Source organism: Paenibacillus chibensis, assembly GCF_004001045.1.
Lineage (GTDB): Bacteria > Bacillota > Bacilli > Paenibacillales > Paenibacillaceae > Paenibacillus_AQ > Paenibacillus_AQ chibensis.
In genome coordinates, this window is the sequence record NZ_BIMK01000044.1 from 12,455 (window position 1) to 28,845 (window position 16,391).

Below are 16,391 nucleotides of genomic sequence, written 5' to 3' on the forward strand. Positions count from 1 at the left end.
TAGAATGAACATCTCGAACAAAAGTCCATTCTACAGAGACAAACCAGCCTGAAAACAAGCTGTTTTGGCCCCATAAAAACAAAAAAAGTGACACCCGTAGGACGGGGCACTTTTTATTATTTTCGCGCATATTTAAATCTTAATCATAAGCCCATGCAATAGTTTACTCTGTGCCTTGTCCTCTGTCAAGAGAGAAAGGCAAACGGATGAATATTTCTATTCTTCCTCAGCGTCTTCTTCGGAATCCTCTTCATCCTCGTCGATATCTTCTTCCTCTTCGTCGAGTTCTTCGTCTTCCAGGATGCCGTCATCTTCAACCTCGTCATCGGAGTCATCGTCCGAATAGATATCGTCATGGTCCTCGTCGATGCGATCGAAGTCCTCGTCGCTGTCGTCCGCGCTGAAGGTATCTTCCTCATCGGTAAAGTCGTCGTCATCGTCGTCGTCATCATCGTCGTTAATGATGCGCGGACGCTTGGCGCTCGAAATCGGATCCTCCGAACGATCGATCGGATACCAACGCTTGAGTCCCCACAGGTTCGTGCCAACGCAGGCAAAACGGCCGTCGATATTAATTTCTGTATATAGCTGCGCAACGGTATCTTGAATTTCTTCTTCGGTCAGGCCACGAAGCTTAGCAACCTCTTTCATCAGATCGAGATAGTAAAATGGCGTATTCGCTGCCTTTAGCACGGCAAAGGCCAAATCCACCAGCGGCATTTCCCTGATCTTTTCAGGGTCCAGCTTTAATTGGAGTGAGTTACTCACTAACGGACACTTCCTCTCACGCAATGTTCACTTATACGGAAATCTTGAAGTCGAATTCGTCCGTATAACCTCTACTTTATAACAACATATCCATTATCAAAACTAAGTAAAACCTATTTAGAAATAAATTGCAAGTTTTAATGTTGTGAACAAAAGCGCAGCATGCTTCCCAGCAAAATAACTTCCAAAGCGGGGACATGCGCCAAAGACCATACCGGAGCTTCGCAGGGAGGTCCGGCTGGCAGCTTATACATTCCGTCATATCAAAAAAGGCAGGGTTGCCCCTGCCCGTTGACTGTATCCGTCCCGGCAGGGCCTGCCCACCAGGATGATGTAAAGAGCGCCTATCGCCCTCTTCCATTTATTTTATGTCCACGGGTTTTTTTTGCCATTCAGGCAGGGCCTATTTCCGCAAAAAAGGGCAAGTTCCCACTCGTAGCGACCCGCTCCCACATACAATGCAAAAGCAGGGTTCATTATGAGGGGGACTGCCCAATATGGACTACACCGGATTGATACAGATGCTGCTCAAAAACATGGAGAGTCCCGCACCATCCGGAGCCAAACGAATCATTACTTTTGTAAATCCCCAGCATTACGAAGCATTCCAGCAAACCCTTCGGGAGCTCAAAGCCCGTCACCCTGATTGGCCCGATCTGCCTTCCTCCAGTCTGCTCCAATCTGTCATGACACCTTTGTCGGGCAGTACGAAAATGCTGGATGCGTATAAGGATGACATCATCATCGAAGAAGACAGCCTGATCCAGGTGCATACGCTGGCGAACAAAATACAGGGTCCGGGTATTCCCTATGGCGTCAAGCAGATTAAAGCCCCCAAGGCCTGGTCCACTTCAACCGGATACCGGGTAAAAATCGGGGTTATCGACACCGGGGCCGACTATTACCACCCGGACCTCCGTCAATCCCTGGCAAAAGGAATCAATCTGCTGAACCGGCACATGCTGCCGATGGATGACAACGGGCATGGAACCCATATCGCGGGCACCATTGCAGCCGCCAACAGCACAGAAGGCATGATCGGCGTTGCGCCGCGCGCGACCATTTATCCGGTTAAGGCCTTTGATCATAACGGATCCGCCTACGTTTCCGATATTATCCAAGGCATCGACTGGTGTATCCGGAACCACATGCATCTCATCAACATGAGCTTCGGGATGAAGACGCGCAGCAAGGCTCTGCTGGATATCGTGAACAAAGCCTATGTCTCCGGCATATCCATCGTCGCTTCATCCGGTAATGACGGAAAAAGGCGAAGCATTGATTATCCCGCCAAATATCCGCAGACGATCTCGGTGGGGGCAACCGACCGCAATCGCCGTATTGCCAGCTTCAGCAACCGCGGCGAGTTTATTGATATTTATGCACCCGGAGACAAAATAATCTCCTCCTGGACCCACGGCAAGTACCATGAAATGAGTGGCACTTCCATGGCAACATCCCATGTGAGCGGCGCCATTGCGCTTTTGCTTGCGCAAAACCCCGATTTACAGCCTGCGGAAATCAAGGCGTTGCTTCTGCAAACCGCCACGCCGCTGCGGAGCAAGAAGGGGCAGCAGCGTACCGGCGAAGGGCTGGAGGTCAACGCTTTAAGGCTGCTGCGGGAAGGAATGAAGAGAAAAACACCAGCCCCGTAGACAGAATTTAACCGGTCACACCTTCATGCTTTGCATGCGCTAGCCGGATGGTCATGCTTCAAATGTTATATTTTCTGGACACCTTAAAAGGAGTCGGTCCTTTAGGTTCTTGCAACCTATAAAGACCGCCTCCTGATACATAATCATGAATGATGCAGTGGTTCCCTTCGATTCCCGCTTCCCTCCGTAAGGGGTGGATAAGGGAGCTACAAGCCACCTTTTGCCGGGTTATATACCATACATCGCAGCGCTCTCTCCGGATAACGCAATTCCAAGGTGTATGAAGCTCCGTCCGCAAGTTCCAATGCTATGGCGACGACGCCGCGCTTATCGTATACGCTATCCTGAATAAATGATGACTTTATAATGGCTTGTTCTTCGCTTTGTTTATGCATAACAATGGATTTGGCCGCCTCGATCCAACTTGGATCCTGCCTGATTTTTTTGTTCATTTCAGGCGTAATCGGCGTCCTCTTATAGGACGGGTTAACCACGGTGGTGTCCACTACCACGCCGCTGAGGGAATCAATAAACACATCGTACATTAAATAAGATTCACCATGGGCTTCCAGGGCTCCGACTCGGTACGGCGCGAAATGAAGAACCCAACTCCCCTGCTGCTCCGGGCCGAATTTGTGATACGCGGCTGTCGCTTCCATAAGACTCACATCGGCATCATACAAACGTTTGATGCTATCAACCGCTTTGTCCAGAGCCTCCTCCTTCCCGATATCCTTGGCATCCGGCTGCAGTTTGACGATTCGCTTGCTCAGGGCAAAGTTCATTCGGGCATACCAGTCAATGTATTGAAGCAGCTCTTCATCCGTCAGTTCCCGCGCAGGGTAGAATAAATAATCATTTGCGATGTCAAGGTAGAAGCTTGACACTCCCGATTTGAGCGGAAGTTGCCTTTGGGGACGTACCCCTTCATACCGATAAAGGTCCTCCAAAGCTTTCAGCCTTTTCAGTTCCGCAGCATTCATGGTTCGACTGCTTGGTTCGCTTTCCTTTTTGATATGGTCTCCGTAATGGTAAATTTGCTGTATTTCTGCTTCCGTCATGGTTCTCTCCAAATCTTCCTCAACGGTCGATACAGGTTCCTTACCCTCCACCTTGAGTAAAGGAGTCTTTTGGCTAACCAACAACGCAGGTGGCTTATCATGCTTGGTCACTGCATCTGCCGCTTGGGGAGCGGCATTCGCCATCATAGTGCCGACGAAGTATGGGACAGTCAAAGCACTTACCATAAGCAGCCCGCTGGATACGGCTAAAACGGCAACTCCCACCAGAATGTTCTTTCTTTTCACTTTTAACAACCCCTTTTTCGCTTGAGTAGGCCTGGCCAATCCATACTATAAAGCCAACATGTTATCAAGTATGGACCTCGTTGTTATGGAGTTGTAAAAAGATTCGCATGCGGGTCCCTCGATTCTCTTCGGATTCGAGTAATAGCTTGGCTTGATGTGCCTCCGCGATTTGCCTGCATATCGATAAGCCCAGCCCGGCTCCCCCGTGCTCCCTGGACCGTGCCGGATCGGCACGGTAAAACGGTTCAAACGCTTGTTTAACCTGCTTTGGGCTCATCCCTCTGCCGAAATCCCGAACCTCCAGCACTACTTGTGCATCTTGCTCGTATGCCAGCAATCGTATTTCGGAGTCTTCGTGTGAGGCATGGATCGCATTGTCAATGCAATTGACTAAATAAGATGCGAGCAAATCTGGATCTCCCCAAACGTTTGCAGTGGAGGTATGCATGAACAGATGTATGCGCGCCTGCTCTAAATTTCCCTGCTCCATGAGCCGGACGGATTCGAATAACTCATCGACTTGGATGCATGTCATTTCGATGGATTGACGACGCAAAGTTGAGAGATCCAGCAGCTTAAAAACCAGATTCTTCAGTCTCATCGTTTCACTCCAGATGTAGCCGCTTGCTGTTATCCTTTCCTCCTCGCCGATGTGGGCAGCATTCAAGTATTGCGCAAACCCCTGCATGCTGGTCAGAGGGGTCCGCAATTCATGAGCCAGGTTATCGACGATTCGCTGCTTTTCCTCTGCCATCACCGAAAGATCTACGACATGGCTCTCGACGGCGGAAGCCATTTGATTGAAATGCTGCGCCAATTCTCCAAACTCATCCTTATTTTTCAGGGCCACCCTCTCCCCGTACTTTCCTTCCGCAATCGTTTGGGTTGTCCTGGACAGCTGTCGTAAAGGTCTTGTGATCTGCCGGATCAACATATACAGCGCTGCAGCCAGCAACGGACCTGCGATCAGCTGGATGAATACAATATAACGATTCAATTCGCGTTGGCTCGCATACAGATCTTCAATGCTCCGGGAATATACGAGAATCAAATGGTCATAAGGAGCGGGAAGCTTGCTTGATCTTTCAATTTGGTGTCCCTCCTGTCCTGCCCTATCTCCTGTCTCATTCCCCGCTGCAGCGCCGCCTCTTCCATAAATCCGTTGGCCGCGATCCCACAACTGCAGGTCGATCTTTTGCCGCCGGTAATATTCAGCATAAGAGCGTGCAACATCGAGCAGCACATTATCGCCAACTACCATCCCCCGGGATTTGATGGAGTTCAAGTTTTCATAAATATTGTTGGCGATCAAGGCCAGCTCGTTATCCGACCTCTGCACCTCTCTTTGCCTATTCAGCTGCCAGCTTTTGTTCATGATCATCCCGACGCTAAGATCAAGCGCTACAATAAACAGGATCATCACGACCAACAGCGTCTTCTGCCAAAATCTCATGATTCACCCTGCACTTCGAGACGGTAGCCGAGCTTGAAAATCGTTTTGATGCGGTCTTCCCATCCGAGCTTACGGCGCAATTGCCGAATATGAACGTCCACCGTTCGAGTCTCGCCTTCAAAGTCGTACCCCCAAGCCAACTCCAGCAGCTTTTCCCTCGATAGCGCGATATTGCGGTTTTGAATCAATACCTCCAGCAGCTCAAATTCGCGCGCGGTCAATTCGACAGCCTGTCCATGTTTATAGACCTGCCGCTCGGCCAAACGCACTTCAACGCCGTCTAAGCTCCATCCGGCTTGTTCCTTGGTGCTGCGTCTTAACGCGACATGGATTCGGGCCAGCATTTCCAAGATTTCAAAAGGTTTGATGATATAATCATCCGCGCCGAGCTCGAAGCCCGTAATGCGGTCGGCTAAAGAATCTTTGGCTGTAATAAAAATGACGGGAACATTCAAATGGCGGATACGCCTCATCACTTCATAACCGTCCAGCCCCGGAAGCATCACGTCCAACAAAATCAAATCGACCTCTTCCCGCTCCAAAACGGACAGCGCCGACGATCCGTCAAAGGATTTCAAGAACTCATGCCCGACAAGCTTTAAATTCATCGTAATCAAGTCGTTAATCGGCTTCTCATCCTCCACGACCAATATCTTTGCCATACCAAAACCCCTTCTCTCGTCTCTTCTCCTGCCGTCGTTATTCGACAATATATGTGAAAATCCTTTTATGCAGCATATCAGCGACAAAACAAAAATACCCCGTACCGTATCACTGGACAGGGTTATCCAACGGATACGATAAGGGGCTCCATTTCACCGATATGACAGGATTACATTTGTTCCGGCGCGCTCACGCCAACCAGTCTGAGCACGTTGGCAATAACCGTGCGAACGGCGCCAAGCAAGGCAAATCGGGCTTGCGTCTGCGCGGCATCCTCGGTAATAACACGCTGCGCTCTGTAGTAGCTGTGGAACAGCGATGCCAAGTCATAGACATAGCGGATCATGCGATGCGGCGCATAGTTGGCTGCTGCCATGGCGATTTCCTCCGGAAGCTCGCCGATTTTGCGGAGCAGGTCATATTCATGCTCGGTGTTCAGCACGCTGAGATCCACCTCGGACAGCGGCAGGAGTGTAACGCCCTGCTCTTCGGCCTGACGGTAAATGCTGCAAATCCGGGCATGGGCATACTGTACATAGAATACCGGGTTTTCGTTGGACGTCGAAATCGCCAAATCCATGTCAAAATCCAGATGGGAATCCATGCTCCGCATCGTAAAGAAATAGCGGATCGCGTCGATGCCGACTTCTTCCATCAAATCCTCCATCGTGACGGCTTTGCCCGTCCGTTTGGACATTTTGACCTTTTCCCCATTCTGGAACAAGCTCACCATCTGGGCGATCAGCACGGTCAATTTTTCCGGATCGTAACCGATAGCCTCCATGGCAGCCTTCATCCGCGGAATATATCCGTGATGGTCAGCTCCCCAAATGTTGATGAGACGGTCATAGCCGCGTTCGAATTTATTGCGGTGGTAAGCGATGTCCGGCGTCAAATAGGTGTACGTACCGTCATTTTTCACGAGCACGCGGTCCTTGTCGTCCCCGAAGTCGGTCGTGCGAAGCCATGTTGCGCCGTCCTGCTCATAGACTTGTCCCTTATTTTTAAGCTCGTTCAGTGATTCCTCTACAAGCCCCTTTTCATAAAGAGACGTCTCGCTGAACCATTCGTCGAAATGGACTCTGAACCGGTTCAGGTCGCGTTTGATTTTGCTTAATTCCTTTTCAAGTCCATACTGGCGGAAAAACGCCGCGCGTTCGCCCGGTTCCATCGACAGCAGGGAATCCCCCTTCTCGGCGACCAGCTCCTTGGCAAAACCTTTAATGTCTTCGCCGTGATAGCCGTCTTCCGGCATCTCGGCATTTTGCCCAAGCTCCTGCAGGTAACGGGCCTCGATGGATTTGCACAGGTTCTCCACCTGGTTGCCGGCGTCATTGATATAGTATTCGCGCGTCATTTCATATCCGGCGAAGTCGAGCACATTGCACAGTGCATCCCCTACGGCTGCCCCGCGCGCATGGCCCAAATGCAGGCTGCCCGTCGGATTGGCGCTGACGAACTCCACTTGCACTCTTTGGCCCTTGCCCAGATCGATGCGTCCGTAGTTTTCGCCCTGCTCATGAACCTGATGCACTACCGGATACAGATAGCTTTTGTTCAAGGTAAAGTTAATGAAGCCAGGGCCGGCAATGTCGGCCTTCTCGATGGAAGCTTTCTTCATGTCGAAATGCTCCAGAATCGCTTCAGCGATCTGGCGCGGGTTTTTCTTGGCGATCCGGGTCAGCTGCATGGCCGCGTTGGTGGCCAAATCCCCGTGGGACTTGTCCTTCGGCACCTCGAGCGCAAATACCGGAAGTTCCTCCCGGCTTACGATTCCTGCAGCAATAACTGCGTCGGCTAACGCTTCGGTCACCAGCTGGTTGATATGTTCCAATGGATTGGTTGTTGTCATGAATGTTCCTCCTGTATATGCAAACTAATGTCGAAATGTCCTGTGCATTCCTCATAAACATACAGATCATACGCCCAGGCTACCGTGCCTGACCCGCCGTCCAGCCGGATCGAAAGCGTGCTTGTCTGTGTGGACAGGTTAAAAGAGGTGTACGGTGAACGGTAAAATCCGGGCAGCTGCTGCCCTTCCTGAAAGGTCTGTTCCGATTCTACCGCGCCGTGCCGGATCATCTTGAGACGATCCCGGGTAATTTTCAGCAGCGTGCGGGTCTTCTGCCCCTTCAGGTCCGCTTCCGGTTCCTCGTATTTGAGATAAAGCGCCCCGCCGCGTTCAAACATGTCGGCTTCCGTCTCCTGTAAGACCTGCTCACCTTGATGCCGGCTCTGAAGACGGATACGGGCTCTTCTGGCTTCTTGCATAAGTATACGGCTCCAATCTGTTCTTTCCTATTGTAATACTATATCCAGTTCAGTGGTTCAATTCAACAGCAAGAAACATCCTGTGAATCGCAATCCGCCCTTTTCCCTTCTGCTATTATACAGCTTTCACACGTGCCGTTCTTCATATTCTTGCAAATATCGCTTGATATGAAGAAAATATCGGATCTGTAGAGAAAAGAGGAAGTATCCCTGGCGACTCCGAAATAGTAGGCAGGTGATTTAGGAAGATCAACCGCCGGCAAAGCTGCCTTGCTTAAGGAGGATTGGATATTGATAATCAAAGCAGATAACAATCTGATGATACGTCCCGTAAGGGAACAGGACCTTCCCCTTTTGTGGGAGCTGTCCGTCAAAGAAGAGGCGCCCGAGTGGAAAAAATGGGATGCGCCCTATTATGAACACCAGGCCATTCCCTACGAGAACTATATGGAGCGGAAAGAGCATTTGATCGGCCAGAAGAATTTTTGGGCGATTGAAGTAGATGGAGATCTGATCGGAACGGTCAGCTATTACTGGGAGCATGAACCTTCCCACTGGCTGGAAATGGGTATTGTGATTTATCATCCCTCCTATTGGAGCGGGGGCTACGGGACGCGGGCGCTGACGCTGTGGATTGAGCATTTGTTCGAGACGCTGCCGCTGGTTCGCGTGGGTTATACGACCTGGTCGGGCAACCACCGCATGATCCGTGTCGGCGAAAAGCTGGGCTTCACCATGGAAGCGAGACTTCGCAAATGCCGGCTGCATAACGGCGTTTATTACGATTCCATTCGCATGGGGATGCTGCGCGAGGAGTGGAATGATTTCCGGACAAAACAAAAAGGATAAGCCCTTCGTGGCCTATCCTTTTTTAATATTTTTATGGCTCCATCGCTTCCGGAAAAGCAAACTTGCGGCTCCAAGTGGCCCCTCCGTCTTTGGTGGAGTAGATCGAGGACTTGGTGGCGCTGGTCACAACCAGCCAGCCCGTCTTGCCGTCCACGAAGGAAATGCGTCCATCGTACCCGCTTACGGTCGGCTTCACATTCTTCCATGTCTTGCCGCCGTTATAGGTGACGCCGACGGATACAACTTCGCCTGCCGGAGATCCTCCGGCCAGGAAGGCCGTTTCTTTGCCGATGAGCTGCATGTTGCCTGGATGACCGCCCGGCTGTGCGGGTCCGTCTTTAACGACTGGCGTCCAGCCGCCGGGTGACGGTCCGCCCCCTGCCGTATCCTGTCCGATAACCCGCTTCCAGTGCGAGCCTTGGTCCGTGCTGCCATACAGGGAATATGACACTTGGGACATCCCCGCTTCCCCGTAGAGAACGGCCCATATCTGATTATCCTTGCTGTAAAGCTCTCCGCCGACGGTAAACGACGTTTTCACGGTCAGCTTCGTGCTCCAGCTGTGACCGCCGTCGGCGGTCTTCATTACCTTGTAGCCGCCTCCGGGAACCACCGTCAGCACGTACCCGGTCTTGGTATTATTGAAAGTCGTATAGCGGGTGTTGGCTGGCGTCGGCACCTTCACCCAGCTGTTGCCTCCGTTATCCGTGCGGTAAGCCGCGTTGGCGGTATATCCGAACCCTGTATTTTTATCCAGCATCTGCATTCGTCCAAAGTGCATGTTACCCGTGTAGACGCTTTTCCAATGCGAGCCGCCATCGGTTGTTTTGATGAGATAGGGCGTCTGCTGTGAAGGCATGGTGGCAATGGCCCAACCATTCACGTTGTCGGAGAAATCCATCTGCTCAAACTGCCATTGTCCTTGGTAAATTTCCTGCCAGTGGCATCCGGCATCCGAGGTCCCGATCAGGAAGCCCGTTCCCGCGGCCCTGCCGGTGCTGCCGCTCAGAAACTGGATGTCCGTGAAATGCAGCGGATCCTGATCGGCTCCGCTATGCTGCTTCTGCAGGCTTTGCAGCAGCCCGTGATCCCCGCTTCCGCAGGGAGCCGGCGCAGCCGTGGCTGCTGATGCATCCCGCGGAAGAACGCTTCAACCATTTGTGTCGTATCATGCGAACACCTCCATGTACATGAACTTACCCGAAAATGGTCCTCATCACGCGAATATTTCATTATTGTCATATACGCCGGCAAAGCAGAAAAGTTTCCGGACACTAAAAAAGCATCCATGCGCCTCGCCGGGCCGACTTCTCGTCTTCCCGGCCTTAGCGCATGGATGCTCATGAATGAATCATTATTTCACAAAACCGAGCAGCATTTCGCGAATCAGCTTCGCTGCCACGATTGGCGTTTGCTGCGTAGGATCGTAGATCGGTGCCACTTCCACCAGATCACAGCCCACAACATTTACCGCAGAGCCCGCAATCAGATGCACGGCCTCCAGCAGTTCTTTGGAGGTAATGCCTCCCGCTTCGGCTGTGCCGGTGCCCGGAGCTGCAGAAGGATCCAGCACGTCGATATCGATCGTCACGTATACCGGACGGTTGCCCATCTTCGGCAGGGCTTCCTTCAGGGGAGCCGCGACTTCAAACGGGAAGAAGTTAATGTTCTCATGCCCGAATTTGAATTCCTCTCGTGAACCGGAACGGATGCCGAACTGATAGATGTTCTTGCCGCCCATCAGGGCAGCCGCCTTGCGGACCGGCGTGGAGTGCGAAAGCGGCTCGCCTTCATACTGCTCCCGCAAATCGGCATGCGCATCGATATGGATCAGGATCAGGTCCGGATACTTGGCGTACATCTGCTCAATGATCGGCCAGGTGACCAGGTGCTCCCCACCCAGACCGATCGGGAATTTGTCATCAGCGAGCAGCGTACCTACATAATCGCGGATGATGTCGAGACTGCGGGCCGCATTACCGAATGGCAGCAGCAGATCGCCTGCGTCGAAGTACGTCATGTCATCGATGCTTTTGTCGAGGTACGGGCTGTACTCTTCCAGGCCTACGGAAGCCTGGCGAATATGGGATGGTCCAAAGCGCGAGCCCGGACGGAAGCTGACGGTATAGTCCATCGGCATGCCGTAAATGACGGCCTTGGAGCCCTCGTAATTCTCGGAGCTGCAAATAAATACGTTGCCAGAGTATGCTTGATCTAGTTTCATTGTGTCGGTCTCCCCTTACTTCGTCAGATCTTCTACAAATTTAGGCAGCACGAATGCTGCTTTATGCAGACGAGGCGTATAATATTTCGTATCCATTTCCGGAATATCCGCTTCGTTTACTTCCAGTGGATCATATTTTTTGCTTCCCAGCGTAAAGGTCCACAGACCGCTTGGGTACGTTGGGATGTTAGCGCCATATACACGTACGATGGGGAAAATCTCCTTGACGTCGCGGTTGACCTTTTGAATGAGGTCCGCCTTGAACCAAGGGTTGTCCGTCTGTGCCACGAACATGCCGTCATCCTTCAGCGCTTCAAAGATGCCTTGGTAGAAGCCGCGCTCAAACAATGGAGCAGCCGGTCCTACCGGCTCCGTGGAGTCGACCATGATCACGTCGTATTCGTTTTTGTGCTCATGAATGTGCATGAAGCCGTCGTTTACATGAACCTCTACCCGCGGATCCTCAAGCTTGCCCGCGATGGACGGGAGATATTTTTTCGAATATTCGATGACCTTGCCGTCGATATCCACCAGCACCGCTTTTTCCACTTCGGGATGCTTAATGATTTCGCGGATCACGCCGCCGTCGCCGCCGCCGACCACGAGCACATGCTTCGGATTCGGATGCGTATTCAGCACAGGATGCGCTACCATCTCATGATATACGAACTCGTCCTTTTCGGTCGTCATCACCATGCCGTCCAGCAAAAGCATATTTCCAAACTCTTCAGTCTCGACCATCGCCAGATCCTGAAAATCGGTTTTCTCGTTTACGTACGTTTGTTTGATTTTAGCCGTAATCCCGAAAGCGGGGGTCTGCTTCTCCGTGAACCACAATTCCATCGTCATTACCTTCTTTCCGCTAGAATAGAGGGGATTTCATTCAGTTGTTTCTGTCTCCCGGATCGTTCCCGGTCAGGCTAAAATCCCCGCCTTGTTTTGGACAGAGTCCATACTGTTACATTGTACCAAACTATGGATGCATAAACACATCTTTTGAATTATACGCGATGCGAGAAATCGCTGTAAAGAAACAGTTTTCCTCTCTTTTTATAACAAAAAGTGACGGGTGAAGGTCGTGCGAAACATGCCGATTCATAGCAGGATTTCACGCCTTTTCTCGGCTTGTGATGACAAGCTATGAATATCCCCGCGCCTCCTTTCCCATAATGAATGTATATTACTGGAAGGGAAGAAAGCGCCATGCCGCACCCACATCATTCCAAGACGAAGCGCAAAAGACGGTTTGCCGCCTTTCTCAAGCTGATCCTTGCCACGACAATCACCCTGTTTATTGCCATGGGCTGCCTGCTTGGTTATTTGTATCAAAAAAGCCTGCCCGTTGCAGATACCGACCGCAACTCCCGTCTTCTGGACAGCCAGGGCAGCATTATTGCCACTTTCTCTGCCAGCGGACGCAGCTATGAGCCTGTCACGTTCAAACAAATTTCGCCCTGGCTGATCAAAGCGACGCTGTCGGTCGAGGACCGGAAATTTTATGACCATATCGGCTTTGATCTCAAGGGTATGGGCCGGGCTGTCCTCGTTAACCTGCATGAAATGGACCGGGCGCAGGGCGCCAGCACGCTGACGCAGCAGCTGGCCCGCAACCTGTATCTGTCGCATGCCAAAACCTGGGCCCGCAAAGCCAAGGAAGCGATGTATACGGCCCAGCTCGAGATGAAATACAGCAAGGACGAGATTTTGCAGATGTATCTTAACGGGATTTATTACGGTCATGGCGCTTCCGGGATCGAAGCCGCATCGGAGATGTATTTTGGCAAATCGGCGGCCGAGCTGGATCTCGCGGAAAGCGCCATGCTGGCGGGAATTCCAAAAGGCCCTACCTATTATTCCCCGTATACCCATATCGACAATGCCAAGAAACGCCAGAAAATCGTGCTCGGCTCCATGGTGGATACCGGTGATATTACGCAGCAGGAGGCGGAGCTGGCGGCAGCCGAGACGCTTCTCTTCAAGCCGCAAGGGCAGCAGCAGCCCCTCGTGTCCGCTCCCTACTTCCGCGATTATGTGAAGAAGCTGGTCACCACTCAATTGGGCATCAGCGAAGAACAGCTGGATCATGGCGGACTCAATATCTATACCACGCTGGATCCGCATGCGCAGGCCGCGGCAGAGGATGCTGTCACGCAAGGGATGGATCCGCAAAGCGAGCTGGAAACGGCGCTGGTGTCGATCGATCCCCGCACAGGCTATGTGAAGGCGATGGTGGGCGGCAAAAATTATAAATCGAGCCAGTTCAACCATGCGCTCGCCAAGACGCGCCAGCCGGGCTCATCCTTCAAGCCCATCATGTATCTAACGGCGCTGTCTTCGAAAACCATGACCGGTCTCAGTACCTTCAACAGCGAGCCGACCCTGTTTCACTATGACAATAACCGCAAGACGTACCAGCCAAGCAATTTCGGTGAGAAATACCTTGGCGAGATCAATATGCAGGAGGCGATTGCCGCCTCCGATAACATTTATGCGGTGAACACGCTGCTGAAGGTGGGTGCGGACAACGTTGTTGCGATGGCCAAGAAGCTTGGCATCGTCAGCCCGCTCAAATCCGTGCCTTCGCTCGCGCTCGGCACCTCGCCTATCAGCCCGTTCGAAATGGCTTCCGCCTTCGCGGTCATCAGCAATGGCGGCAAACGCATGCCGCCCGTCGCCGTGCTCAAAATTACCGACGCCGCCGGCGAAGTACTGTACCAGGCACCTGAATCGAGCGGCGATCAGGTGGTAGAACCCGCAGCGGCTTACGTGCTGACGCATCTAATGGAGAGCGTCTTCGAATCCGGCGGTACCGGCAGCCGCGTAGCCTCCATGATCAAGCGGCCCGTTGCCGGCAAAACCGGCACCACCGATACCGATGCCTGGATGGTCGGCTATACGCCCGAGCTGGCGACGGCCGTTTGGGTCGGCTACGACAAAGGCCGCAGCATCACCACGCTCGATGGCCACCGGGCTGCGCCGATTTTCGCGCAGTTTACCGAGACGGCGCTGAATAACGTCCCTCCGAAGATTTTTACCATCCCAGCCGGGGTGGTGACGGTATATGTGGATGAATCCTCCGGCAAGCTCGCGACCGCCGACTGCCCCGACAAGAAGCTTGAAGTATTCGTCGCCGGCACGGAGCCGACGGAATATTGCTCGCTCCATGGGGGTGAGAATAAGCACCCTTCTGGCGTAAACGGCGGTAATCCCGAAGAACATTCATGGTGGAGCGGCTTCAAGCGCTGGTTTAAACAATAACAATAACAATTACGCCTGCTTGGCAGGGCCATCCTATTCGTCGCGGCATGACGCGACACGGATGGCCCTTTTTAGTTATGGATTTCCGCCTGCAGCCCGTGATACATTAGGATTGGCTTCGGGGTATGAGACATCAATCCATTCATTTGATACATAAAGGAGACTTCCGGATGGTCAAAAAAATAAGCTGGACCCTTGGCGGTATCATCCTCGCCGCCGTGCTGTTTGTCGGGGGATTTCTGCTGTATGTATCCTTGACCGACTATAAGCCCGCTCCTACGGAAAAAATTACGATTACGGACAATCAGGAGAAGATCCTCCAGCAGGGTGAGCCGTTTACGCTGACGACGTTCAATATCGGATATGCGGGACTTGACCGAAACGAGGATTTTTTCATGGATGGCGGGACGGCATCCCGTGCGAGCAGCAATGAACAAGTACAGGCGAATTTGAAGGGAATCACCTCTTTTTTAAGCGGCAGCCCATCCGATTTTTATTTTATCCAGGAGATCGACATCAAATCTTCTCGCAGCTACAACATCAATGAGCTCGATGAACTGAAGGGAGCACTCCGGCAAGGCTACAGCTTTTCTTATGCCGACAACTACAAGGTTCCTTGGGTGCCTGTCCCGCTGTTTCATCCGATGGGGCATACCCATGGCGGCATGGTGACGATTTCGGGCTTCAAGAGCACCGGCGTCACGCGGTACAGCCTTCCGGGAAAAGAGAACTGGCCGCAGCAGCTGTTTGATCTGGACCGCGATTTCATTGAAAATCGCATCCCGGTAAATAACGGCAAGGAGCTCGTGCTGGTAAATCTGCATCTGTCAGCCTTTGATAAGGGAGGCAGCATCCGCAAGCAGCAGCTGCAGTTTCTGGGTAATTATATGAAGAAGGAAAGCGATAAAGGAAATTATCTCATTATCGGCGGCGATTGGAACCACGCCTTGCCCGGAACCGATCCGAGCGCATTCAAAGCCACACAGGGCTGGCCGGACTGGCTCCAGTCTTTCCCTGAGGGCTTCAAGCCGGAAGGCTTCCAATGGGCCGTCGACAAAAACACGGCATCGGTTCGTACCGTTGATGTCGCCTATCGGGAGGGCGTGAACTTCCGGGCCGTCATCGACGGATTCCTGGTGTCTCCGAACGTTGAAATCGTTAAGGTGGAGGGGCATGACCTGAAGCATGAGCACAGCGATCATAACCCTGTCACTGCCGAGTTTTTACTGAAATAAGCAAAATAAAGGAGGCCTTGCGGCATGCGTGATACGAATCTGCTTTCCCCGGCGCTGCTGTCACAGACGGCGCTGGAGGCCGCTCCACGCCTGCTGGGCCAGACACTGGTGCGCGTGACCGATGACGGCGAAATCCGCTGCCGCATTATTGAGACGGAAAGCTACGGGGGCGCGGAGGATCAAGGCAGCCATGCCTTCGGCAACAGGAGAACGGCAAGAACAGAGGTCATGTTCGCCGCCGGAGGCGTTGCTTATGTTTATCTGATCTACGGCATGTACTCCTGCCTGAACGTCGTGGTGGGAGAAGCGGATGACCCTCAAGCCGTGCTCATCCGCGGCGTCGAACCGCTTACCACCCGGGATGAGGAGCTGATGCGCAAATACAGGGGCCATTTCTCCGGAAAGGCGGCAAACTTAAGCAACGGTCCGGGCAAACTGTGCCGCGCCCTGCGCATTGACCGGAGCTTGAATGGATGTCCGCTGGACCGGATGGGCGGCCCCCTCCGCCTGGAAGCCGGGGATGACGTGCAGGATCTGGCCATCGTCCAATGTCCACGGATCAATATTGATTATGCCGGAGAATATGTGCAAAAACCGTGGCGCTTCTATATAGAAGGAAATCCTTACGTATCTGTTAAAGATAAGGATCCGGCGCCGTATCAGCAGAGATTGTAACCGCAGACTCTTATATGTCAAAAAGGCCTGGCC

15 protein-coding genes are annotated in these 16,391 nt (G+C 52.4%); 6 read left to right on the forward strand and 9 right to left on the reverse strand.

The window, feature by feature from the left end:
• Positions 1-216: 216 nt before the first annotated feature.
• Complete coding sequence (gene rpoE, locus PCH05_RS24935) at positions 217-768, reverse strand: DNA-directed RNA polymerase subunit delta (protein WP_127607044.1); 552 nt, start codon at positions 766-768, stop codon at positions 217-219.
• A 497-nt stretch (positions 769-1,265) separates the two neighbouring features.
• Here rpoE and PCH05_RS24940 point away from each other — a divergent pair, with 497 nt between their 5' ends.
• Positions 1,266-2,423 (forward strand): S8 family peptidase, encoded by a 1,158-nt coding sequence (locus PCH05_RS24940; RefSeq protein WP_127607046.1) that lies wholly within the window; start codon positions 1,266-1,268, stop codon positions 2,421-2,423.
• Between the two features lie 206 nt (positions 2,424-2,629).
• Here the strand turns inward: PCH05_RS24940 and PCH05_RS24945 are convergent, their stop codons facing one another.
• From PCH05_RS24945 to PCH05_RS24965, 5 genes are all read right to left on the reverse strand, one after another.
• The gene (locus PCH05_RS24945; protein ID WP_127607048.1) at positions 2,630-3,730 is read right to left on the reverse strand and encodes a hypothetical protein; all 1,101 of its coding nucleotides are present in this window, start codon (positions 3,728-3,730) and stop codon (positions 2,630-2,632) included.
• 64 nt (positions 3,731-3,794) lie between these two features.
• Positions 3,795-5,183: a sensor histidine kinase gene (locus PCH05_RS24950; RefSeq protein WP_127607050.1), complete on the reverse strand. Its 1,389-nt coding sequence runs from the start codon at positions 5,181-5,183 to the stop codon at positions 3,795-3,797.
• On the reverse strand, positions 5,180-5,845 hold the full coding sequence (locus tag PCH05_RS24955) for a response regulator transcription factor (protein ID WP_127607052.1): 666 nt from the start codon (positions 5,843-5,845) through the stop codon (positions 5,180-5,182). Before PCH05_RS24955 ends, PCH05_RS24950 begins: the two co-directional genes overlap by 4 nt.
• A 170-nt stretch (positions 5,846-6,015) precedes the next feature.
• Positions 6,016-7,698 carry an arginine--tRNA ligase gene (gene argS, locus PCH05_RS24960; protein WP_127607053.1) on the reverse strand — a complete coding sequence of 561 codons (1,683 nt, stop codon included), beginning with the start codon at positions 7,696-7,698 and terminating at the stop codon, positions 6,016-6,018.
• Entirely contained in the window at positions 7,695-8,117 is a 423-nt protein-coding gene (locus PCH05_RS24965; protein WP_127607055.1) for a YwiB family protein, read from the reverse strand. The genes argS and PCH05_RS24965 overlap by 4 nt, the downstream gene beginning before the upstream one ends.
• A 318-nt stretch (positions 8,118-8,435) precedes the next feature.
• On the opposite strand from PCH05_RS24965, the gene PCH05_RS24970 reads away from it, so the two are divergent.
• On the forward strand, positions 8,436-8,966 hold the full coding sequence (locus tag PCH05_RS24970; RefSeq protein WP_371860586.1) for a GNAT family N-acetyltransferase: 531 nt from the start codon (positions 8,436-8,438) through the stop codon (positions 8,964-8,966).
• Between the two features lie 31 nt (positions 8,967-8,997).
• On the opposite strand, the gene PCH05_RS24975 is transcribed toward PCH05_RS24970, so the two are convergent.
• Positions 8,998-9,867, reverse strand: coding sequence for a WD40/YVTN/BNR-like repeat-containing protein (locus PCH05_RS24975; RefSeq protein ID WP_127607057.1), 870 nt, complete (start codon positions 9,865-9,867; stop codon positions 8,998-9,000).
• Between the two features lie 15 nt (positions 9,868-9,882).
• On the opposite strand from PCH05_RS24975, the gene PCH05_RS24980 reads away from it, so the two are divergent.
• On the forward strand, positions 9,883-10,095 hold the full coding sequence (locus PCH05_RS24980) for a hypothetical protein (protein ID WP_127607059.1): 213 nt from the start codon (positions 9,883-9,885) through the stop codon (positions 10,093-10,095).
• A gap of 225 nt (positions 10,096-10,320) precedes the next feature.
• On the opposite strand, the gene speB is transcribed toward PCH05_RS24980, so the two are convergent.
• Positions 10,321-11,190, reverse strand: a complete 870-nt coding sequence (speB, locus tag PCH05_RS24985) for an agmatinase (protein WP_127607061.1) — start codon at positions 11,188-11,190, stop codon at positions 10,321-10,323.
• 15 nt (positions 11,191-11,205) lie between these two features.
• Positions 11,206-12,033: a polyamine aminopropyltransferase gene (gene speE, locus PCH05_RS24990; RefSeq protein WP_127607063.1), complete on the reverse strand. Its 828-nt coding sequence runs from the start codon at positions 12,031-12,033 to the stop codon at positions 11,206-11,208.
• Positions 12,034-12,393: 360 nt separating this feature from the next.
• On the opposite strand from speE, the gene PCH05_RS24995 reads away from it, so the two are divergent.
• From PCH05_RS24995 to PCH05_RS25005, 3 genes are all read left to right on the forward strand, one after another.
• Complete coding sequence (locus tag PCH05_RS24995; protein ID WP_127607065.1) at positions 12,394-14,448, forward strand: transglycosylase domain-containing protein; 2,055 nt, start codon at positions 12,394-12,396, stop codon at positions 14,446-14,448.
• Between the two features lie 170 nt (positions 14,449-14,618).
• Positions 14,619-15,683 (forward strand): endonuclease/exonuclease/phosphatase family protein, encoded by a 1,065-nt coding sequence (locus PCH05_RS25000; protein WP_127607067.1) that lies wholly within the window; start codon positions 14,619-14,621, stop codon positions 15,681-15,683.
• A gap of 24 nt (positions 15,684-15,707) precedes the next feature.
• Positions 15,708-16,358, forward strand: a complete 651-nt coding sequence (locus tag PCH05_RS25005) for a DNA-3-methyladenine glycosylase (protein WP_127607069.1) — start codon at positions 15,708-15,710, stop codon at positions 16,356-16,358.
• Positions 16,359-16,391 lie beyond the last annotated feature (33 nt).